20 protein-coding genes are annotated in these 20608 nt (G+C 47.4%); 19 read left to right on the top strand and 1 reads right to left on the bottom strand.

The features are described 5' to 3' along the window. The first annotated feature begins 6 nt into the window (after nucleotides 1-6). The 18 genes from hisC to BUR42_RS14280 all read left to right on the top strand — a co-directional run bounded on the left by hisC (nucleotide 7) and on the right by BUR42_RS14280 (nucleotide 17989). The gene (gene hisC / locus BUR42_RS14365) at nucleotides 7-1053 is read left to right on the top strand and encodes a histidinol-phosphate transaminase (RefSeq protein ID WP_074239891.1); all 1047 of its coding nucleotides are present in this window, start codon (nucleotides 7-9) and stop codon (nucleotides 1051-1053) included. Next, the gene (hisB, locus tag BUR42_RS14360) at nucleotides 1050-2180 is read left to right on the top strand and encodes a bifunctional histidinol-phosphatase/imidazoleglycerol-phosphate dehydratase HisB (RefSeq protein ID WP_074239890.1); all 1131 of its coding nucleotides are present in this window, start codon (nucleotides 1050-1052) and stop codon (nucleotides 2178-2180) included. The genes hisC and hisB overlap by 4 nt, the downstream gene beginning before the upstream one ends. A 198-nt stretch (nucleotides 2181-2378) precedes the next feature. Beyond that, a complete protein-coding gene (locus BUR42_RS14355; RefSeq protein WP_074239889.1) occupies nucleotides 2379-3788 on the top strand; it encodes an anthranilate synthase component I family protein in 1410 nt (469 codons plus the stop codon). A gap of 1 nt (nucleotide 3789) precedes the next feature. Further along, nucleotides 3790-4359 (top strand): anthranilate synthase component II, encoded by a 570-nt coding sequence (locus BUR42_RS14350; RefSeq protein WP_074239888.1) that lies wholly within the window; start codon nucleotides 3790-3792, stop codon nucleotides 4357-4359. A gap of 10 nt (nucleotides 4360-4369) precedes the next feature. Next, a complete protein-coding gene (gene trpD, locus BUR42_RS14345) occupies nucleotides 4370-5362 on the top strand; it encodes an anthranilate phosphoribosyltransferase (RefSeq protein ID WP_074239887.1) in 993 nt (330 codons plus the stop codon). Between the two features lie 5 nt (nucleotides 5363-5367). Next, on the top strand, nucleotides 5368-6171 hold the full coding sequence (trpC, locus tag BUR42_RS14340; protein ID WP_074239886.1) for an indole-3-glycerol phosphate synthase TrpC: 804 nt from the start codon (nucleotides 5368-5370) through the stop codon (nucleotides 6169-6171). Further along, nucleotides 6168-6803, top strand: a complete 636-nt coding sequence (locus BUR42_RS14335; protein WP_074239885.1) for a phosphoribosylanthranilate isomerase — start codon at nucleotides 6168-6170, stop codon at nucleotides 6801-6803. The genes trpC and BUR42_RS14335 overlap by 4 nt, the downstream gene beginning before the upstream one ends. A gap of 8 nt (nucleotides 6804-6811) precedes the next feature. Beyond that, nucleotides 6812-8017, top strand: coding sequence for a tryptophan synthase subunit beta (gene trpB, locus BUR42_RS14330; protein WP_074239884.1), 1206 nt, complete (start codon nucleotides 6812-6814; stop codon nucleotides 8015-8017). 6 nt (nucleotides 8018-8023) lie between these two features. Continuing rightward, entirely contained in the window at nucleotides 8024-8794 is a 771-nt protein-coding gene (gene trpA, locus BUR42_RS14325; RefSeq protein ID WP_074239883.1) for a tryptophan synthase subunit alpha, read from the top strand. A 6-nt stretch (nucleotides 8795-8800) separates the two neighbouring features. After that, nucleotides 8801-9394, top strand: a complete 594-nt coding sequence (gene hisH / locus BUR42_RS14320) for an imidazole glycerol phosphate synthase subunit HisH (protein ID WP_074239882.1) — start codon at nucleotides 8801-8803, stop codon at nucleotides 9392-9394. After that, entirely contained in the window at nucleotides 9391-10536 is a 1146-nt protein-coding gene (hisA, locus tag BUR42_RS14315; protein ID WP_074239881.1) for a 1-(5-phosphoribosyl)-5-[(5-phosphoribosylamino)methylideneamino]imidazole-4-carboxamide isomerase, read from the top strand. Before hisH ends, hisA begins: the two co-directional genes overlap by 4 nt. Then, nucleotides 10536-11291: an imidazole glycerol phosphate synthase subunit HisF gene (gene hisF / locus BUR42_RS14310; RefSeq protein WP_074239880.1), complete on the top strand. Its 756-nt coding sequence runs from the start codon at nucleotides 10536-10538 to the stop codon at nucleotides 11289-11291. The genes hisA and hisF overlap by 1 nt, the downstream gene beginning before the upstream one ends. A 23-nt stretch (nucleotides 11292-11314) precedes the next feature. Next, a complete protein-coding gene (hisIE, locus tag BUR42_RS14305; protein ID WP_074239879.1) occupies nucleotides 11315-11911 on the top strand; it encodes a bifunctional phosphoribosyl-AMP cyclohydrolase/phosphoribosyl-ATP diphosphatase HisIE in 597 nt (198 codons plus the stop codon). Then, nucleotides 11908-13011, top strand: a complete 1104-nt coding sequence (locus BUR42_RS14300) for a TlpA disulfide reductase family protein (RefSeq protein WP_074239878.1) — start codon at nucleotides 11908-11910, stop codon at nucleotides 13009-13011. The genes hisIE and BUR42_RS14300 overlap by 4 nt, the downstream gene beginning before the upstream one ends. 79 nt (nucleotides 13012-13090) lie before the next feature. Beyond that, the gene (locus tag BUR42_RS14295; RefSeq protein ID WP_074239877.1) at nucleotides 13091-14233 is read left to right on the top strand and encodes a TlpA disulfide reductase family protein; all 1143 of its coding nucleotides are present in this window, start codon (nucleotides 13091-13093) and stop codon (nucleotides 14231-14233) included. Nucleotides 14234-14504: 271 nt separating this feature from the next. Next, on the top strand, nucleotides 14505-15677 hold the full coding sequence (locus BUR42_RS14290) for a carboxypeptidase-like regulatory domain-containing protein (protein WP_074239876.1): 1173 nt from the start codon (nucleotides 14505-14507) through the stop codon (nucleotides 15675-15677). Nucleotide 15678: 1 nt separating this feature from the next. Next, a complete protein-coding gene (locus BUR42_RS14285; RefSeq protein ID WP_074239875.1) occupies nucleotides 15679-16035 on the top strand; it encodes a BlaI/MecI/CopY family transcriptional regulator in 357 nt (118 codons plus the stop codon). A gap of 64 nt (nucleotides 16036-16099) precedes the next feature. Next, entirely contained in the window at nucleotides 16100-17989 is a 1890-nt protein-coding gene (locus BUR42_RS14280; RefSeq protein ID WP_074239874.1) for a M56 family metallopeptidase, read from the top strand. Between the two features lie 61 nt (nucleotides 17990-18050). Here the strand turns inward: BUR42_RS14280 and BUR42_RS14275 are convergent, their stop codons facing one another. Then, complete coding sequence (locus tag BUR42_RS14275; protein ID WP_084185568.1) at nucleotides 18051-19097, bottom strand: formylglycine-generating enzyme family protein; 1047 nt, start codon at nucleotides 19095-19097, stop codon at nucleotides 18051-18053. Between the two features lie 123 nt (nucleotides 19098-19220). Here BUR42_RS14275 and BUR42_RS14270 point away from each other — a divergent pair, with 123 nt between their 5' ends. Then, on the top strand, nucleotides 19221-20564 hold the full coding sequence (locus BUR42_RS14270) for a GH1 family beta-glucosidase (RefSeq protein WP_074239873.1): 1344 nt from the start codon (nucleotides 19221-19223) through the stop codon (nucleotides 20562-20564). Nucleotides 20565-20608: the final 44 nt, after the last annotated feature.

The raw sequence follows: 20608 nt of genomic DNA, 5'->3' as shown, positions 1-20608 counted from the left end.
TGGCGTATGTTCGATCTTAATAGTCTCTTAAGAGATAATATCAAAAGACTGGTCCCTTACTCCTCCGCACGCGATGAGTTCAAAGGAGAAGCATCTGTATTCCTCGATGCTAACGAAAACAGCTACGGCTCTCCCTTAGCCACGGATTACAACCGGTATCCGGACCCTTTGCAATGGAAGGTGAAATACCGCCTGGCAGATATCAAAGGCGTACCACCGCAGAACATCTTTCTCGGTAACGGCAGCGACGAAGCCATCGATGTATTGTTCCGCGCATTCTGCCGCCCCGGTATTGATAACGTGGTATTATGCCCGCCTACTTACGGTATGTACGAAGTGAGCGCAAACATCAACGATGTAACTATCCGCAAAGCTACACTCACAGAAGACTTCCAGCTGGACCTTCCGGCTATTGAAGCAGCTATTGACGACAATACCAAACTGATCTTCATCTGTTCTCCCAACAACCCTACGGCAAATGCCATCAACCGGGAGGACATTGAAGTAGTACTGAATAACTTCCACGGCATTGTAGTAGTGGATGAAGCCTACATCAACTTCTCCAAACAAAAAACACTGATCCGGGAACTTACAGAGTATCCCAACCTCGTGATCCTGCAAACCCTCTCCAAAGCATGGGGCCTGGCCGCATTGCGGGTAGGTATGGCTTTTGCCGGTGAGGATATCATCAATGTGTTCAACAAAGTAAAACCGCCTTACAATATTAACCAGGCCTCACAGGAACTGGCATTGGAAGCGCTGAACAATATAGACCAGGTGAATGCCTGGATCAGGGAAACAGTACTGGAGCGGGATAAGCTGGAGTTTGCATTGAAAGCGCTGCCCTTCGTAGAGAAAGTTTACCCCAGTGATGCTAACTTCCTGCTGGCTAAAACAACTGATGCAAAAGGTATCTACAATCATCTGATAGAAAAAGGCATCGTAGTGAGAGATCGTTCCAAAGTGGAACTCTGTGTGGGATGCCTTCGTATAACAGTAGGTACACCGGCAGAGAATGTGGAATTAATTAACACTTTACAATCTTTCGTATGAAGAGAGTCCTATTCATAGACAGGGATGGCACCATGATCAAAGAACAACCACCAACCTACCAGATAGACAGCCTGGAAAAAGTGGAGTTCTATCCCAAAGTATTCACCTACCTCGGCAAAATTGCCGCAGAGCTGGATTACGAACTGGTACTGGTAACTAACCAGGATGGCTTAGGCACGGCCTCCTTTCCTGAAGAAACCTTCACGGCTCCGCACAAACACATCATGCAAAGCTTCGCGAATGAAGGCATTCATTTCGCAGCTGAATATATAGACAGGAGCTTCCCCGCTGATAATGCCCCTACCCGCAAACCCGGTACAGGCATGCTCACAAAGTACTTCTCCAAAGATTACGACCTCGCCAACTCCTTTGTGATCGGCGACAGGATCACGGATGTGAAACTGGCCCAGAACCTGGGTGCCAAAGCCATCTGGTTGAATGAAGGAACCGGTCTTGGTGGCGCGGAAGTAGACAGCACAGACCTGGGTACGGTTATCGCCCTGGAATCTACGGACTGGGCAAAGATCTATGAGTTCCTCAAGATCGGCCTCAGAAAGGTGAGCCACGTAAGGGCTACCAAGGAAACGGATATCCGCATTGAACTGAACCTGGATGGTACCGGCAAAGCCAACATCCACACAGGCCTTGCCTTCTTTGACCACATGCTGGACCAGATAGCCCGCCACGGTAGCATTGACCTGGACATCACTGCCAAAGGAGACCTGCATATCGATGAACACCACACCATAGAAGATACCGGCATAGCGCTGGGAGAGGCTTTTGCCTTGGGCCTGGCGGACAAGAAGGGAATGGAGAGATACGGTTTCTGCCTGCCCATGGACGATTGCCTGGCACAGGTAGGGATTGATTTTGGCGGCCGCAACTGGATCGTGTGGGACGCGGAATTCAAAAGGGAGAAAGTGGGGGATATGCCCACGGAAATGTTCTTCCACTTCTTCAAATCCTTTTCAGACGCCGCAAAATGTAACCTGAACATCAAAGCGGAAGGAGAGAATGAACACCACAAGATAGAAGCCATCTTTAAAGCCTTTGCAAAGGCCATCAAAATGGCCGTGAAGCGGAATCCTGACAATATGCAGTTACCAAGCACAAAAGGGGTTTTATAAGATGAGCGAAATAAAATTTGCATATTTGGAGAAATCCCCCCATATTTGCCCTCATAATGCAAATGAACAATACATACAAACTTTGGTGGCACGCAACGAATCTCTTCGCTGTGTAACGCTGCCATGTTCGTATTTTAAATACTTTAAGAAGGCTCGCTGTACACAGCGGGCCTTCTTCGTTTTAAACACATCATCAAGATGAAAAAGATCCAGGTAAAAACACGATCCAAACAAATGCTGGCAGATGTATTCACACCTGTGAGCATCTACCTCCGCATCCGGGACAAATTCCCCGGCTCCATCCTTCTGGAGAGTACGGACTCTCATGCCAGTGAGAACAGCTTCTCTTTTATAGGCATCAAACCTATTGCGGGGATAGAAGTAACCTCTACGGATATCTTCGAATTCAAATACCCCGGCCAGCCGGTAGAGAGAAAACAATTGAAGAGCAGCAAGGAAGTAGTGAAAGAAATGGATGCTTTCCTGAAGAGCTTTTCATTCAGTGAAAAGTCCCCGGTGCCATATGCGGAAGGCCTCTTCGGTTACAGCACCTACGACTCCGTTCAGTTCTTTGAGAAGATCGTGTTTAAAAAACGGGAGAAAGCAGGTAATACCATTCCCCTGATGCGCTACCGTTTTTACCAGTATGTAATTGCCATCAACCATTTCAAAGATGAACTGCATCTCATAGAAAACCAGGTAGATGGCCAGGAAAGCGAGTTTGAATACCTGGAATCCCTCATCCGCAACAAAGATTTTCCCAGTTATACCTTCACCGGAAAAGGCGAAGAAAAAAGCAATCTCAGCAATGAGCAATACATGGAAATGGTGGAGAAAGGTAAACAGCACTGCTTCCGCGGTGATGTATTCCAGATAGTACTCTCCCGTGCATTCAGCCGTGAATTCTCCGGAGATGAATTTAATGTATACCGTGCATTGCGTTCCATTAATCCTTCTCCCTATCTCTTCTATTTCGATTACGGCGATTATAAATTAATGGGCTCTTCTCCGGAAGCACAGCTGATCATCAAAGATCGCAAAGCGGTGATCCACCCTATAGCAGGCACTTTCAAACGTACCGGCAACGATGAGCAGGATAAAGAGCTGGCAGCACAGCTGCTGGAAGATCCGAAAGAAAATGCAGAACACGTGATGCTGGTAGACCTTGCCCGCAACGACCTCAGCAGGAAAGCTTCAGAGGTGGAAGTGGAAACTTACCGCCAGATCAAATACTACTCGCATGTGATCCACCTGGTGAGTGAAGTAACAGGGCAACTGCCGGAGAACAGCAATCCCTTTGAAATACTGGCCGCTACTTTCCCCGCAGGCACCCTGTCCGGCGCACCCAAGTACAAAGCCATGGAACTGATCGATAGCTATGAACCTACAGCCAGGGGCTTTTATGGCGGCTGCGTAGGATTTGTAGGCTTTAACGGCAACTTCAATCATGCCATCATGATCCGTTCTATCCTGAGCAGGAATAATACTTTATACTACCAGGCGGGAGCAGGTATTGTGGCTAAATCAGTGGCCAGTTCTGAACTGGAGGAAGTGAACAATAAACTCAACGCATTAAAACAGGCCATTATCCTGGCGCAAAATATTTGATATGAAGATCCTGGTGTTCGATAATTACGATTCATTCACTTACAACCTGGTACACCTTGTTGAAAAGATCATCCATGATAAAGTAACCGTGGTGCGGAATGATGAGATCAAGCTGGAAGATATAGATCAGTACGATAAGATCATCCTTTCCCCCGGTCCTGGCATCCCGGTAGAAGCAGGTTTGCTGCTGCCTTTGATCAAACAATATGCTCCCACCAAATCCATCTTTGGTGTATGCCTTGGCCAGCAGGCTATTGGGGAAGCGTTCGGTGCAAAGCTCACCAACCTGAAAGAAGTGTATCACGGCATCGCTACTCCTGTGAAAGTAACTTCCCGCAGTGGAAGGATCTTTAACAACCTGCCGGATGAACTGGAAGTAGGGCGCTATCATTCCTGGGTAGTGGATGAATCCACTTTACCGGCGGAACTGGAAGTAACGGCGAGGGATGAACATGGTTACATCATGGCTTTGCAGCATAAAAAGTATGATGTAAGTGGTGTGCAGTTCCACCCGGAAAGTGTGCTGACGCCGGAAGGAGAACAAATTTTACGCAACTGGTTAGCCCTTTAAATCATAAAAGATGAAAAAGATCCTCAACTATCTGTTTGAACATAAAACCTTCAGCCGGGAGGGCGCCAAAGAGATCCTGACGAATATCTCCAAAGGCGTGTATAACGAAAGTGAGCTCGCTGCTTTCATGACGGTGTTCCTCATGCGCAGCATCACTATCGAAGAATTACTGGGTTTCCGGGATGCCTTGCTGGAACTCTGCGTACCCATCAACCTGGATGGCCATGCCGTACTGGATATTGTAGGTACAGGCGGGGACGGGAAGAATACCTTCAACGTATCCACCCTGTCCTGCTTCATTGTAGCCGGTGCCGGCGGAAAGGTAGCGAAACACGGTAACTATGGCGTATCTTCGATCAGCGGCGCTTCCAACGTAATGGAATCTGTAGGATACAAGTTCAAGGCAGACCAGGGCAAATTAACGCAGGAAGTGGAAGAGGCAGGTATCTGTTTCTTACACGCCCCGCTCTTTCACCCCGCCCTGAAAAATGTTGCCCCTGTTCGCCGCCAGTTAGGTGTCCGTACTTTTTTTAACATGCTGGGGCCCCTGGTGAATCCTGCTTTTGCAGATCATCAGCTGATAGGAGTGTACAGCCTGGAAATGGCACGTATTTACAATTACCTGTTCCAGCAAACGGACAAGCGGTTTGCGATCGTTCACAGCCTGGATGGTTATGATGAGATCTCCCTCACCGGCGATACCCGCATCATTACCAACAAAGGAGAGCAGGACTGGACGCCCGAAGCATTAGGTAAACGCAAAGTACATCCTGAAGATATTTACGGCGGTAATTCCATAGAAGAAGCTGCAAAGATCTTTATGAAAGTGTTGAAGGGAGAAGGAAGCTGGGCACAACATTCCGTAGTAATGGCCAATGCCGCTATGGGACTGTTCTGCCTGGAAAAATATCCTACCTACGACGAGTGTTTCCAGGCTGCGGTAGAATCCCTGGAGTCCGGCGCTGCCTATAGATCGTTCCAGAAACTGATTGCGTTACAATAATTATTATGAAGGATATCTTAGCTGAAATAGTGGCCAGTAAAATCACGGAAGTGGCCGACCGCAAGAAAGTAAGAAGTGTACAGGAACTGGAAGGAGCTTCCATGTTCAGCCGCGAAGCACTTTCTCTCCGCAACTTCCTCAAACAGCCTGACCGTACCGGTATTATAGCCGAGTTCAAAAGGCAGTCGCCCTCCAAAGGCCTGATCAATGGTACAGCCATGGTACAGGATGTAACTACTGCTTATGCAAGGAGCGGCGCATCCGGCCTGAGCGTACTTACAGACCAGATCTATTTTGGCGGCTCTATGGACGATCTCCAGCAAGCCCGCGCAGTGAATAATATCCCCATCCTCCGCAAAGATTTTGTGATAGATGAATACCAGATCGTAGAAGCCAAAGCGATCGGTGCAGATGTGATCCTGCTGATAGCAGAATGCCTCAGCAAAGAAGAAGTGAAACACCTCGCTGCTTTTGCCCATAACCTGGGATTGGAAGTATTGCTGGAAGTACACAGCGGAGACCAGCTGGAGAAGATCACACCGCACACACACCTGGTGGGCATCAACAACCGCGATCTTAAAACATTCAAAGTAGATATTCACCGTTCCATGGAACTGCTGAAGCAGATACCCGCTGGTCACAGCAAAGTAGCTGAAAGCGGCATGGACGATACAGATACCATCATCACCTTAAAGAAAGCCGGTTTTGACGGTTTCCTGATCGGGGAACATTTCATGAGAGATGAAAACCCCGGCAGTGCTTTTGAATCTTTTGCAGAAGTGCTTAAAACAAAACTCGCAGCCTTATGAAAGTAAAAGTATGTGGCATCACTAAGCGGGACGACCTGGAAGCCCTCGTGGAACTGGGTGCAGACTATGCCGGTTTTATTTTCTATAACAGGTCACCACGTTTTGTGGGTAACAGGCTGGATGGCCGCACCGTACGGGAAGCCGGTAAGAACATTGGCAAAGTAGGCGTATTTGTAAATGCGGATGTACAGCAGGTATTGCAGACGGTGAAAGATTATGGCCTGGATGCCGTGCAGCTGCATGGGGATGAATCCATTGCTTTCTGTCAGCAGCTGAGATTAACAGTACCTGTAATTAAAGTATTTCCTGTAGACGCAAATGGCTTCCAGAATGCAGCCCCTTATCTGCCACATAGCGATTACTTCCTGTTCGATACTGCCAGTAAAGAGTATGGTGGTACAGGCAAACAGTTCAACTGGGAGCTGCTGAATAATTATAAGCTGGATAAACCTTTCTTCCTGAGCGGGGGAATTGGTCCGGATGATGTGGAAGCCATACAGCGATGGCGCCACAAATCCTTGTTCGCATTGGATGTGAACAGCCGGTTTGAAATTTCACCCGGCGTAAAAGACATGGAGAAAGTTGGCACCTTTCTGAAAGCAATTAAAAAAGAACCCGTAAAAGTAAAATAAGACGCATCATGGACATAGCCGTGAATACATCACATTCTAAATATCATGTAAACGATAAAGGCTATTACGGCCGGTTTGGCGGAGCATACATTCCGGAAATGCTCTATCCCAACGTAGAGGAATTAAAGGAACAGTACCTGCAGATCATTGGTGAACCTGCTTTCCAGGCAGAGTTTGAGCAGTTGTTGAAAGACTATGTAGGCCGCCCTTCCCCTTTGTTCTTCGCCAAACGTTTATCCGAAAAATATAAAGCAAAAATATACCTGAAGCGGGAAGACCTGAACCATACAGGTGCCCACAAAGTGAACAATACCATTGGCCAGATCCTGCTGGCCCAACGCCTCGGTAAGAAAAAGATCATTGCAGAAACAGGCGCAGGGCAGCACGGTGTGGCAACGGCTACCGTATGTGCACTTATGGGGCTGGAATGCGTGGTATATATGGGAAGTATAGATATAGAAAGGCAGGCGCCGAACGTGGCCCGTATGAAAATGCTGGGAGCCACCGTGGTAGCAGCCACCAGCGGCAGCAAAACGCTGAAGGATGCCACGAACGAAGCTATCCGTCACTGGATCAATCATCCCGTAGATACGCATTACATCATTGGTTCTGTAGTAGGGCCACATCCTTATCCGGATATGGTGGCACGTTTCCAATCTGTAGTAAGTGAAGAAATGCGCAAACAGCTGCAGGAAAAAACAGGGAACGCCAATCCTGATTATGTAATTGCCTGCGTGGGTGGAGGCAGTAACGCCGCAGGGGCTTTCTTCCATTACCTGGATGAAGAGCAGGTGAAGCTTGTTGCCGTGGAAGCGGCAGGGAAAGGGGTAAACAGCGGTTTTTCAGCAGCTACTTCCCAATTGGGAAAGATGGGGATCATTCACGCCAGTAAAACTTTGCTCATGCAAACGGACGATGGACAGATCGTAGAGCCGCATTCCATTTCTGCAGGGCTGGACTATCCCGGCGTAGGGCCATTACATGCACATCTGTACGAAACAGGCCGTGCGCAATTCCTGAATGCTACAGACGATGAAGCGCTGGCAGCAGCATATGAACTGAGCCTGCTGGAAGGTATTATCCCCGCACTGGAATCTGCGCACGCACTGGCCAAGCTGAAAGACCTGCCACTGAAACCGGAAGACGTAGTGGTAGTATGCCTGAGCGGCCGTGGTGATAAAGACCTGGAAACCTATATCAAACATTTAAAGTAAAAGGCAATGAACCGCATAGATCAATTGTTTCTCAATAAACCGCAAGAGATACTCAATATATATTGCACTGCCGGTTTTCCGGCCCTTAACGATACCCTCACTATCATGGAAACCCTGCAGCAAAGCGGTGCAGATATGGTAGAACTGGGCATGCCCTTTTCCGATCCCCTGGCAGATGGCCCGGTGATCCAGGAAAGCAGCACCCGCGCCATTGCCAATGGTATGCGGATCAGTGTATTGTTTGAGCAGCTGAAAGGATTCCGCGACCGTATTTCCCTGCCCGTTATCCTCATGGGATATATGAACCCGGTATTACAGTTCGGCGTGGAAAATTTCTGTAAGAAATGCGCGGAAACAGGTGTAGATGGCATCATCCTGCCTGATCTGCCGATGGATGAATTCGAAACAGAATACCGTGCCATCTTCGAAAGATACGGCTTACACCTGATCTTCCTGGTAACACCTGAAACCAGCGAAGCGCGCATCCGCAAGATCGATAGCCTGAGTAAAGGATTTGTATATGCCGTTTCTTCTTCTTCCACCACCGGAAAGGATAAGGACATGGGAGATCAGCAGGCCTATTTTGCCCGTCTGAAGGAAATGAAATTAAAGAACCCGGTGCTGATAGGATTTGGGATTAAGGATAAGCAAACATTCCAGGCTGCCTGCGCCAACAGCAATGGTGCCATAATTGGTAGCGCTTTTGTAAAAGCCATCGAAAACAGTACTAACTTGCAGTCTTCAATACAAAGTTTTGTGCAAGGCATAAAAGGTTGATCAAACATGAAAACAGCCATCATTAAATACAACGCCGGTAACATCCGCTCTGTGCTCTTTGCCCTGGAACGCCTGGGTGTGGAAGCCACAGTTACCGATGACCCGGAAGAGCTGCGTGCTGCGGATAAAGTGATCTTTCCGGGAGTGGGAGAGGCCAGCACTGCCATGAATTACCTGAAAGAGCGTAAGCTGGACCTGCTGATCAAAGACCTTAAACAACCCGTTTTAGGTATTTGCCTCGGGATGCAGTTATTATGCAAACATTCAGAAGAGAACGATACGGAATGTATGGGCATCTTTGACCTGCCGGTGAAGAAATTTGAATCCCCGGTAGAGAACCTGCTCAAGATCCCGCAGATAGGCTGGAACAATATTGCCGGCCTGCATAGCGTGATCTTTGAACATGTGCCCGAAAACTCCTACATGTACTTTGTACACAGTTACTTTGTAGCCCTTGGCCCGGAAACAACGGCTATCGCCAATTATGTGATCAATTACAGCGCTGCACTGCAAAAGGATAATTTCTATGCAGTTCAGTTCCACCCGGAAAAGTCTGCCGATGGGGGGCAGCGTATACTGGAGAGCTTCCTGAAATTATGAGTGTGAATATCCGATACATCACCGCAGAAGAAACACTGCATTTACGCAGGGATATGTTATATCCCGGTTGGGGGCTGGACGATGTGAGGATCAGCGATGATGCGGAAGGCCTGCACTTTGGCGTGTTCGAAGAAAAAGACCTGGTTACCGTGGTGTCCCTGTTCTTTAAAGGTAAAAGGGCACAGTTCCGCAAACTGGCCACGGTTACCAACCGCCAGCGGAAAGGTTATGGCTCTTTATTACTGAAACACCTGATGGAAGAATGCCGTCAGCGCCAGATGGAAAGCCTTTGGTGCAACGCACGCACAACGGCGGAATCATTCTATCAGCAACTCGGTTTTAAACGCAGCAGCGAATTATTTTATAAAGACAATATTGCTTATTACAAAATGGAGATCAGCCTGGAACCAGCTGCAAAAAAGAATTTCAGCATCATTCCCGCCATTGATATCATTGGTGGAAAATGCGTGCGCCTCACGCAGGGCGATTACGAGCAGAAGAAAATATACAACGAACATCCGCTGGAAGTAGCAAAGGAATTTGAAGAAAGTGGTATCACCCGCCTGCACCTGGTAGACCTGGACGGCGCTAAAAAAGGTGCCGTGGTGAACTGGAAAGTACTGGAAGCCATCGCCGGTAAAACCAGTATGGTAGTGGATTTTGGTGGAGGCATTAAAAGTGATGCAGATGTAAGGATCGTATTTGAAGCAGGGGCTGCCATGGCTACTATCGGAAGTGTGGCCGTGAAACAGCCGGAACTTTTCTTTAGCTGGCTGCAACAGTACGGCGCAGATAAAATGTTCCTGGGCGCAGATGTGAAAGAAGAAAAGATTGCAGTAGGTGGCTGGCTGGAAACCACGGAACTGAGTGTATACGATTTCCTGAAAAGTAATATGGCAAGAGGGGTGCAGGAAATATTCTGTACCGATATTGCGAAGGATGGCCTGCTGCAGGGCCCTTCTACAGAACTGTATAAGAAGATCATCAAAGAACTGCCGGGCATTCAGCTGACTGCCAGTGGCGGAGTAAGTAAGATAGAAGATGTTTACGAACTGCAGGAAGCAGGGCTGGCCGGTGTGATCATCGGCAAAGCCATTTATGAAGGTTTGATCACACTCGCTGAATTAAAGAAATTTTTATAATGCTTACAAAACGCATCATACCCTGCCTGGATATAAAAGATGGCCGCACCGTAAAAGGTGTGAACTTTGAGAATATCCGCGATGCAGGCGATCCCATTGAACTCGGCGCGCTCTATGCCCACCAGGGGGCGGACGAACTGGTGTTCCTGGATATTACGGCTACCAACGAAAGAAGGAAGACACTTTCTGAACTGGTTACCCGCATTGCCCGTCACGTAAATATTCCCTTCACCGTAGGTGGCGGCATTTCTTCTGTGGAAGATGTAAGCGTATTGCTGAATGCGGGTGCAGACAAAGTATCCGTGAACACCGCCGCTTTCCGCAACCCGGAATTACTGAACGGCCTTTCCCGGGAGTTCGGCAGCCAGTGTATTGTACTGGCCATCGATACCCGTTTTGAAGAAGGGGACTGGTACGTATACCTCAATGGCGGCCGGGTAAAAACAGAAACGAAAACAACGGACTGGGCCAGGGAAGCTGTGGAACGCGGAGCAGGAGAGATATTGCTCACCTCCATGAATAACGATGGTACCAAACAGGGCTTTGCATTGGATATCACATCCCGCTTATCGCAAAACCTGCATGTACCCGTGATTGCCTCCGGCGGTGCTGGTACCATGGAACATTTTGCGGATGTATTTGAAAAAGCACAGGCAGATGCAGCCCTGGCAGCCAGCATCTTCCACTACAAAGAAATGGAAATCCCGGACCTGAAAACATATCTCTACAAAAGAGGTGTGCAGATCCGGTTTTAATTGATAAATAATTATTATATTTAATGCAGGTAGATTTTTCAAAGTCCCCGGACGGCCTGGTGCCAGCTATTATACAGGATGCCATTACCAATAAGGTATTGATGCTGGGGTACATGAACCAGGAGGCGCTGGATAAAACACTGGCCGAAGGGAAAGTGACCTTTTTCAGCCGTTCTAAAAACAGGCTGTGGACCAAAGGAGAAGAGAGTGGTAACTTCCTTCAGTTGAAACATGCGGCAATAGATTGCGATGCGGATACGCTACTACTGAAAGTTCATCCTGAAGGCCCTACCTGCCACACCGGGGCAGATACCTGCTGGAATGAGGTGAATAAAGACGCAGCTTCTTTCCTGGGTAACCTGGAGCAGGTGATCAGGGACAGGAAGCAAAACCCGACTGATAAATCATACACTGCTTCCTTATTTGCCAAAGGCATCAATAAGGTAGCGCAGAAAGTAGGGGAGGAAGCAGTAGAACTGGTGATAGAAGCAAAAGACAATAACGATCACCTTTTTATAAACGAAGCAGCAGACCTGCTTTTTCATTACCTGATCCTGTTACAGGCCAAAGGCTTTACACTGGAAGATGTAGTGAACATTTTAAAAGACCGTCATAAATGAAACGTATTTCATTCCTGATCATTTGTTTTGCAGCTATTACAACAGCGCATGCGCAGTTTAAAGTAAACGGAAAGATTGCCGGTACGGAAGAAGGTACTAAACTGTTCTTCTTTAGTGAAGATGGGCGTACGGCAGATTCCACTGTTTTAACGAACGGGGAGTTTTCTTTCAGCACACCTTATAAAACCTCCGGCGAAGATATGTTTGCACTGATCCTGAAAGGGCGTCCATATCCCATGATCCTGGTAGCAGATAAACCGGAAGTAGCCCTGCAATCAGAACAAAGCATTTTCCCTGTAGCCACTACTTTCAAAGGAGGGCAGCAGGCGGAATGGATGCAGGAATATCACCGTACTTTCAAACCGGTGATCAGCAAGGCCAATGCGCTCAATGCAGAAGCTGCAGGCATCAGCGGAACGGATGAAGATGCAAAGGCAGCCTTCCGCGAAAAAGCAAAAGCATTTGAAGGAGAAGTACTGAAAACAGGAACGGACTTCATCAAGGCCCATCCCAAAGCCCAGGCCAGCCTGTTCCTGCTCATGGGAGAACTGCGGAGCCGCCTCACGGAAGACGAGTTTGCAAAACAATTCAATTCCCTCGATGCCAGCGTAAAGAACACCAAATTCGGTAAGAAGATAGGGGAGCAGATCGCAGAGGTATCCGGTTCCGGTGGTAATGCGGTGATGACCGGCATCAAGGCAAAGGACTTTGAGCAGGAAGATCCCAATGGAAAAATGGTGAAGCTGTCTTCTTTCCGGGGAAAATATGTACTGATCGATTTCTGGGCCAGCTGGTGCGGCCCCTGCAGAGTAGAGAATCCACACGTGGTGGCTGCCTACCATAAATTCAAAGACAAGAACTTCACTGTTTTAGGTGTTTCCCTTGACAAGAACAAAAGAGACTGGCTGGATGCCGTTGAAAAAGACAAACTCACCTGGACCCAGGTATCTGATCTTCAGGGCTGGAGTAATGCGGTAGCCGCATTATATGGCGTGAGAAGTATCCCGCAGAATTACCTCATAGACCCTTCCGGCAACATTATCGCTAAAGATCTCCGTGGCGGCGCCCTGGAGAGAAAACTGGCAGAAGTATTGCAGTAACCGCTTATCACTATGCATTTGCTATTCCGTAGCGGAATCAGCAATTTTGTTCTAATAAGATCAAAAACTGCTAGTTAACATGAAGATATTGATATTTACAGCTGTGCTCCTATGTCCGGCTGTAATGCTGTTTGCGCAGGAAAGAGGAAAAAAAGAGAAAGTATATTCCTTTCAGGTAGAAGGGAATATAGCAAAGCAGGACAAACCCACTAAAATATACCTCCGTAGAAAAACAGAAGGGAAAATGATCATAGACAGTGTGATCACACCCGATGGCAGGTTCCTCTTCCTGGGTAATATACCCGAACCGCAAACCGCACAATTATTTACACAGGTAGCCCCCACGCCGGAGAATCCCGTTGGCCGCAAAGAAGTGATCATGTTATTCCTGGGCCAGGGTGCCACCACCGTCAATATAAATGATATTAACAGCCGCGGCACTGCTACCGGTACACCGGAACAGGAAGCCTTCAATCAGCTGAACAGCCTTACCTGGCCCTTTACCAAAGAAGCAGACGAGGTGTATGGTAAATACATGAAAGCTGCCAGGGCAAAGGATGATGCGCTGATCAGGAAATATGAGTCCCGCCTCGATGAATTAAATGCGAGCCGCCTGGCCGTAATGAGCAAATACCTGAAAGATAATCCGCATACCCCCATTGGCATGTACGTGATCAACCAGGTGGCAGGATATGAGCTGGATGCAGATGAATTCTATCCCGTTTTCAATACACTCTCTAAAACCGTACGGAATTACCCTTCCGGTAAACAGTTTGAATACCGCCTTGAACTTGCAAAGAAACTGACCGTTGGCAATCCGGCCATTGAGTTCAGCCAGAACGATGCAGCCGGTAAACCCGTAAACCTGGGTTCTTTCAAGGGTAAATATCTGCTTGTTGATTTCTGGGCCAGCTGGTGCGGTCCCTGCCGTGCAGAGAACCCCAATGTGGTGAAAGCCTACCATAAGTATAAAGAAAAAGGATTCACCATCCTCGGTGTTTCTTTCGATGAAAACAAAGAAAAGTGGCTGCAGGCAGTACAGGATGATCAGCTGGCATGGACGCAGGTATCCGACCTCAAAGGGTGGGGAAATGCAGTAGGCCAGTTATACGGTATCCGCGCTATTCCTCAAAACCTCCTGCTGGACCCCCAGGGAAAGATCATCGCCAAAAATCTCCGCGCGGAAGCATTAGAAGCTAAGCTGGAAGAGTTACTGAAATAGGGCTTCTATTACTTCTCAACGGCTTCTCAATGGCTTCTCAATGGCTTTGCACCCGTATATCCACCGTACTACCAATACACTATCAGCGCTATTAGAATACACTACCAATACACTTACAACGCTCTTACAACGCACTATCAACGCACTATCAATACACTATGAGGTCATAATAAATGGCCATATCACCCCTTGAAGGGTTATTTCAGACAATTAAAAAATAAAATTTGGATTAGTTACGAACTGTTCGTAGATTTACGACAGACTCGTACTAATGAAGATCGTATTGGCAATTATCGTGTTTTGCATAGGGTGGTTCAGTCCGGCAACAGCACAAACGTATAAGATCACCGGACAGGTGCAGGATGAAAAAGGAAAGCCTTTACCGTTTGCCAGCGCCTTCCTTAGCCAGACAACTTTGGGAGACAGAACTACAGAGGCCGGAAATTTTACCATCAAAGGCGTGCCACCGGGAAAATATGATCTGATCGTGTCTTATCTCGGATATGAGCCATTATTAGTGCCGGTTACAGTAAGTAATGACCTTTCAGGGGTAGTGGCCGTATTAAAGCCCAAAGCGGGCATTCTGAAGGAAGTAGTAGTAAGGAGGAATGCGGAGCGGGACAGGTTGATGAACATCTTTAAATCGATCTGGGTAGGAAGAAGTGGAAACGCAGAGCAATGTACCATCCTGAATGATGAAGTAATAGACCTGGTGAATGATGAAGATAAAGGAATACTCAAAGCTACCTCAGACGATTTCATTGTGTTAGAGAACAGGGCATTAGGGTACCGGGTGAAGTTCTTACTCATGCATTTTGAATACCAGCGTTACTCCGGTTATTCATTGTATTACGGCAATCCGCTGTTTGAACTGATGAAGCCCCGTAATGCAAGGCAGCAAAGGAACTGGGAGAAGAAACGGATAGAAGCGTACAACGGCTCCTCCATGCATTTTTACCGTAGCCTGCTTAATAGAACACTGATGGAAGATGGTTTTTTAGTACAGAAGATGGTAAGGAAAGAAAAGAAGAGAGATTTTGTAGCACCCACAGGTATAGATACAACAAAGGATATAAAGATCAGATCAGACGGCATGTTTTCAAAGTATGTGAACTATCTGTACCCTGGCCAGGTACCATACGATAGCCTGATCACAGACAATAACGGCACAAAGTCACTGATCTTCGGGAACTATCTGTTTATCACTTATACAAGGGAGAAGCAGGAAAGGAAATATATGGAATATCACAATTACCCGGCAAACGTAAAACCAGGCCCGCAGATCTCTTACCTGCGATTACTGGCGCCGGCAGTAAATGTAGACGGGAATGGAAATATTGAATCACCCACAGATCTGATCGTAGAACAATACTGGGGATGGGAAAAAATGGCGGAGATGCTGCCACTCGATTTTAAAATTATCAATACAAACTCAAAAAAATAAAATGGAAAAACTTACCAAACAAGAAGAAGCCGCAATGCAGGCTATCTGGAAAGTTGGAAAGGGCTTTGTAAAAGATTTCCTGGAAGCGCACATCGCACCTGTGCCTCCTTATACCACACTGGCTTCCACTATCAAGAACCTTGAGAAAAAAGGATATGTGGATGCCCGTAAAATGGGGAATGTATATGAGTATACACCAACCATTGAAGAAGGAGAGTATAAGAAGAAGTTCATGAACGGATTTGTGAAAGATTATTTCGAAAACTCCTATAAAGAACTGGTTACTTTCTTTGCAAAAGATAAGAAGATCAGTCCGGAGGAATTGCAGGAGATCATCAACATGATAGAAAAGAAATAAGCATTTATAAATTCCACATTTACCGGTACCGGCTGCTATTTTATTTACGCTCAAACACAAAGGCATGTCTGAACTGTTCATATACCTGATCAAAGCTAATATCGCATTGTGCCTGTTCTACCTGGCATACAGGCTGGGACTGCGGAGACTAACGTTCTATACGCTCAACCGTTTTTTCCTTTTAACCGGCATTGTATTTTCATCCCTGTTCCCGTTGGTGGATGTAAATGATTTCTTTAACCGCAACGAAAAACTGGCGCAGCAGGTGGTCACTTACGTACCGGACCTTGCAGCATGGAAACCTGCACAGGCAGAGACCTTTACAGTATGGACCTTCCTGGCCTGGGTATTCTGGGCTGGTGTGGCCGTGATGTTCCTGCGTTTGGTGGTACAACTGGTATCCCTTTTCTTCCTGCATAGGAAAACAGGAACTGTTAAGATCCAGGAACGCCCTGTACGGGTGATGAGTAAGGCCATGAACCCATTCTCCTTCTTCCGCCATATATACATTAATCCCAGCCTCCATTCACCGGAGGAATTGCAGGCCATCCTGCAGCATGAATCCATCCACGTAAAAGAGTGGCACTCCGCGGATGTATTGATGGGTGAAGTGAATAATATCTTCTATTGGTTTAATCCCGGTGCATGGCTGATGAAAACAGCCATTAAGGAAAACCTTGAATTCCTTACAGACCGTAAAATGCTGCGAACAGGCGTGGATAAGAAGTCTTATCAATACAGCCTGGTGCAGGTGAATGCTGCACAGTATGCAGCAGGGATTGCCAACAACTTCAATTTTTCTCACTTAAAAAACCGCATTAAAATGATGAATAAACAAAGATCGTCCCGCCTGCATATCTACAGATATGCGCTATTGGGATGCCTCACATGCGGGGTCCTTTTATCCCTCAACTTTACGAAAGCAGGTACCGCGGTAATGCATAATGTAGTGAAAGAAGTGAAAGGTGTACTGATCGAAGAGCCGAAGGATACGGTTCCTGCCAAATCAGTGATCGTAGAAAAAATAAAGAAGAGGAACGAAACAGGGGAGTCCGTAATGATCACATTGGAAGACGGCAGGAAAGACACGGTAGTGGGCCTTGCTGTAATAGAAAGGGATACAAAGGCAGATACCGGACTTGCCAGGAAAATGTTGAAAGTTTATAACACGAAGACGGTAACAGGTTATGCCATTTCCAGGGATACTTCTGTACGCCTGAGCCTTGTGCAAAGAGATGATATCAAAGCCTCTCCTTTGTTTATATTGGATGGCGAACCAATGAAACCCGCACCAGGTGAGAACGCGCTGCAGCATGTTAATCCCAATGAGATCGAATCCATCTCTGTATTGAAAGATAAGTCTGCCGCCGCCATTTACGGCCCTGCCGGAAACAATGGTGTGATCATTATCACTACCAAGAAAAAAGCAGCCCAGGTGAAAGAGGTGAGGATTGCATCAAAACCAGTGATGCAGGAAGTAGTGGTAGTAGGTTATGGCACCAGGAGCGCAGATCCGGAAGGAGCACATACGCTTAAAGGTGTTGTAGTGATGGCAGATTCCGCACGGTTGGGCAATGTGAAAAGAGATGATGTGGAAGAAGTAGTAGTTACCGGGTATGCATCATCTCCCCGTGTCACAGGCAAGGTAAGCGGGCTGGCCCAGAGTACCACCCCCAGGGATAAAAATTACGAGAGCGATAACAACGGGGCTTCCGCAACAGTATCTCCTAATCCGGGCACCGGCGTATTTAACCTGGCGTATTATCTTCCGAAAGAGGGAAAGGGATATATCGAAGTGAAGGACATGAATGGCAGGCCTGTTTACAATAAACAAATATCCGGCCCCGGGAACTTTAATGAGAAAATAGATCTCAGCCGTTTCCCTGCCGGCATATATATCCTCACGCTTTCCGCACCCGGCGTGAAAATAACTTCAAGGCTCTCTAAAACCTGATAAAGTATAAAAATGAAAAGTATATGGATAGCCACTTCCCGTGCGCTATCCATTTTTCATTTTAGTAATGGAAAGTTCTTGCACAACGGAACCCGAGGTTGGATAATCCTGAGCTGGGCGTGGTTTTCATCCTGGCCGATACCCGGTACCCCCTGCAGTATTCATCGCTGCACATAAAAGAACCGCCACGGATCACACGTTTGGGAGATTGTGGGTCCATAGCGTCAAAAGGAGTATTAGGTCCCTGTGGGTTAACTACATCCGGTTTTTCTTTCGAGTACCAGGAATTATCATACCAGTCTGCCGTCCATTCCCATACGTTACCAGCCATGTCAAACAACTGGTAGCCATTGGGTGCAAAGGATTTAACGGGCGCTATGTTATAGAAACCGTCTGTTTGTGTATTCTCATAAGGGAAATGCCCGTTCCAGATATTGGCTTTGGCTTTACCTGTCTGCGGTATTTCATCTCCCCAGGGGAAAGGTTTGCCAACGAGTTTGCCCCTGGCTGCCAGTTCCCACTCTGCTTCTGTAGGTAAACGTTTGCCGGCCCATCTGGCAAATGCCTGCGCATCGTCCCAGGAAATATGTACTACTGGGTACTGGTCTTTCCCGTCGATATTACTTTCCGGCCCTTCAGGGTGTTTCCAGTTGGCGCCGCGTTCAAAGCTCCACCACTGGGATACATCATTCAGGTCCACTGCTCCTTTGGTAGGTACAAATACCAGCGAGCCGGGAAGCAGCATCGCACTGTCCGGCGCCGGGGCACCAGGCCCCGCTGCCTGCATGTACTCTTCTTTGGAAATGGGGATCTCAGCTGTGGTAACATATCCTGTTGCCTGTACAAAGGCTTTAAACTCTGCATTCGTTACTTCATGTTCATCTATCCAGAAGGAATCCACTTTTACCGGATGCAGGGGATATTCGTCCGGCATGCCTGTATCATCGTCCGCGCCCATTTTATAAGATCCGCCGGGAATGAGTACCATCGGATTGAGCTTTGCCACAGCTTCCGGTATCTTAGGTTGCGCCTGTTTGGTGGTGGGGGCACTGCAGGCTGAGAGTAGAACAGCTGTAGTGACAATTGAATAGAAAGTATTCCGCTTCATACGGTTGCAAATGTACGACCCTGATTGTGAAATTGTTAAATTGTTGGTAAAAGATGGAAATATCAAATACGAATTACATATTACAGCGAGCGTGCAATATTTATAAATCATAATTGGATCTACATGTCCATTAGTCGTGATGATTTCGGGGATGATTTCAAATGGGGTGTTGTGATCTCTGCCTTTCAGAATGAAGGGGCCTACGATGCCGATGGCAAAGGGCTTTCCATCTGGGATACCTTCACTACCCGTAAGGGAAAGATCAGGGATAAAACAGATGCCCGCCATGCCTGCGATTTCTACAATCGCTACCGGGAGGATATACTGCTGGCCAAACAAATGGGTTTTAACGTATTCCGGTTCTCACTTTCCTGGCCGCGCATCATACCACAGGGCACAGGAGCCGTGAACCAGGCCGGCATTGATTTCTACCAACGGGTAATAGATTATTGCCTGGAACTGGGCCTGGAACCTTATGTAACCCTGTATCACTGGGACCTTCCACATGCCCTGGAGCAAAAGGGCGGATGGTGTCACCGTGGTACGGTACATGCCTTTGAAAACTTTGCGACCATTTGCGCACAGGCCTTTGGCCATAAAGTGAAGAACTGGATCATCCTTAACGAACCCTTTGGTTTTACTTCCCTGGGTTATATGCTGGGCGTACATGCACCCGGAAAATTCGGTCTTTCCTATTTCCTGCCCGCCGTACATCACGTGGCACTTGCCCAGGCAGAAGGCGCACGGGTAATAAGGGCAGAAGTGCCGAATGCCAGGATTGGCACTACTTATTCCTGCTCTCATATCATTCCCTATACGCAGAGCGAACAGGATGTACGTGCCGCTGCAAGAGCAGATGCATTATTTAACCGCCTCTTTATAGAACCCGCGCTGGGTATGGGGTATCCTTCAGATGCTTTCCCGCTGCTTAAAAGGATTGAACGCCGTTACGCCCTCTGGCGCGATTGGGATAAACTGCCTTTCGATTTTGATTTTATAGGAATTCAGAACTACTTTCCTTTAGTAGTACGTTATAACCCCTTTATGCCCTATGTACAGGTATCTGAAGTAAAGGCCCGCTACCGCAATGTACCGCTCACTTCCCTTGGCTGGGAGATCAGCGGAACGGGCATGTACAACATCCTGAAACAGTTTGGCGCTTATGAAGGTGTAAAGGAGCTGATGGTCACGGAAAGCGGGGCTGCTTTTGACGATAGCCTGGAAGATGAAAACCGTATTGCATACTTTAAAGAATACCTGGAGGCGGTGTTGAAAGCAAAAAAAGAAGGAGTGCCCGTAACAGGTTATTTCGCCTGGACCTTAACAGATAATTTTGAATGGGCGGAAGGATACAAAGCGAGGTTTGGCCTTGTACATGTAGATTTTGCTACCCAGCAAAGAACAATAAAAGCTTCCGGCCGCTGGTTCAGGCAATTGCTGCTGCAGCCTGAGCGTATTGGCAGATAAGCGCCGGCGGGCAAAAGGGTCCTGGTTTTGGGGGAGAATGTATA

The sequence above is a fragment of the Chitinophaga niabensis genome (genome assembly GCF_900129465.1).
GTDB classification, from domain to species: Bacteria; Bacteroidota; Bacteroidia; order Chitinophagales; family Chitinophagaceae; genus Chitinophaga; species Chitinophaga niabensis.
This window is presented reverse-complemented; position numbering and strand designations above follow the sequence as displayed.

Coding starts and splice junctions, on each gene's coding strand:
- hisC (WP_074239891.1), top strand. CDS start 7: ATGTTCGATCTTAATAGTCTCTTAAGAGATAATATCAAAAGACTGGTC.
- hisB (WP_074239890.1), top strand. CDS start 1,050: ATGAAGAGAGTCCTATTCATAGACAGGGATGGCACCATGATCAAAGAA.
- BUR42_RS14355 (WP_074239889.1), top strand. CDS start 2,379: ATGAAAAAGATCCAGGTAAAAACACGATCCAAACAAATGCTGGCAGAT.
- BUR42_RS14350 (WP_074239888.1), top strand. CDS start 3,790: ATGAAGATCCTGGTGTTCGATAATTACGATTCATTCACTTACAACCTG.
- trpD (WP_074239887.1), top strand. CDS start 4,370: ATGAAAAAGATCCTCAACTATCTGTTTGAACATAAAACCTTCAGCCGG.
- trpC (WP_074239886.1), top strand. CDS start 5,368: ATGAAGGATATCTTAGCTGAAATAGTGGCCAGTAAAATCACGGAAGTG.
- BUR42_RS14335 (WP_074239885.1), top strand. CDS start 6,168: ATGAAAGTAAAAGTATGTGGCATCACTAAGCGGGACGACCTGGAAGCC.
- trpB (WP_074239884.1), top strand. CDS start 6,812: ATGGACATAGCCGTGAATACATCACATTCTAAATATCATGTAAACGAT.
- trpA (WP_074239883.1), top strand. CDS start 8,024: ATGAACCGCATAGATCAATTGTTTCTCAATAAACCGCAAGAGATACTC.
- hisH (WP_074239882.1), top strand. CDS start 8,801: ATGAAAACAGCCATCATTAAATACAACGCCGGTAACATCCGCTCTGTG.
- hisA (WP_074239881.1), top strand. CDS start 9,391: ATGAGTGTGAATATCCGATACATCACCGCAGAAGAAACACTGCATTTA.
- hisF (WP_074239880.1), top strand. CDS start 10,536: ATGCTTACAAAACGCATCATACCCTGCCTGGATATAAAAGATGGCCGC.
- hisIE (WP_074239879.1), top strand. CDS start 11,315: ATGCAGGTAGATTTTTCAAAGTCCCCGGACGGCCTGGTGCCAGCTATT.
- BUR42_RS14300 (WP_074239878.1), top strand. CDS start 11,908: ATGAAACGTATTTCATTCCTGATCATTTGTTTTGCAGCTATTACAACA.
- BUR42_RS14295 (WP_074239877.1), top strand. CDS start 13,091: ATGAAGATATTGATATTTACAGCTGTGCTCCTATGTCCGGCTGTAATG.
- BUR42_RS14290 (WP_074239876.1), top strand. CDS start 14,505: ATGAAGATCGTATTGGCAATTATCGTGTTTTGCATAGGGTGGTTCAGT.
- BUR42_RS14285 (WP_074239875.1), top strand. CDS start 15,679: ATGGAAAAACTTACCAAACAAGAAGAAGCCGCAATGCAGGCTATCTGG.
- BUR42_RS14280 (WP_074239874.1), top strand. CDS start 16,100: ATGTCTGAACTGTTCATATACCTGATCAAAGCTAATATCGCATTGTGC.
- BUR42_RS14275 (WP_084185568.1), bottom strand. CDS start 19,097: ATGAAGCGGAATACTTTCTATTCAATTGTCACTACAGCTGTTCTACTC.
- BUR42_RS14270 (WP_074239873.1), top strand. CDS start 19,221: ATGTCCATTAGTCGTGATGATTTCGGGGATGATTTCAAATGGGGTGTT.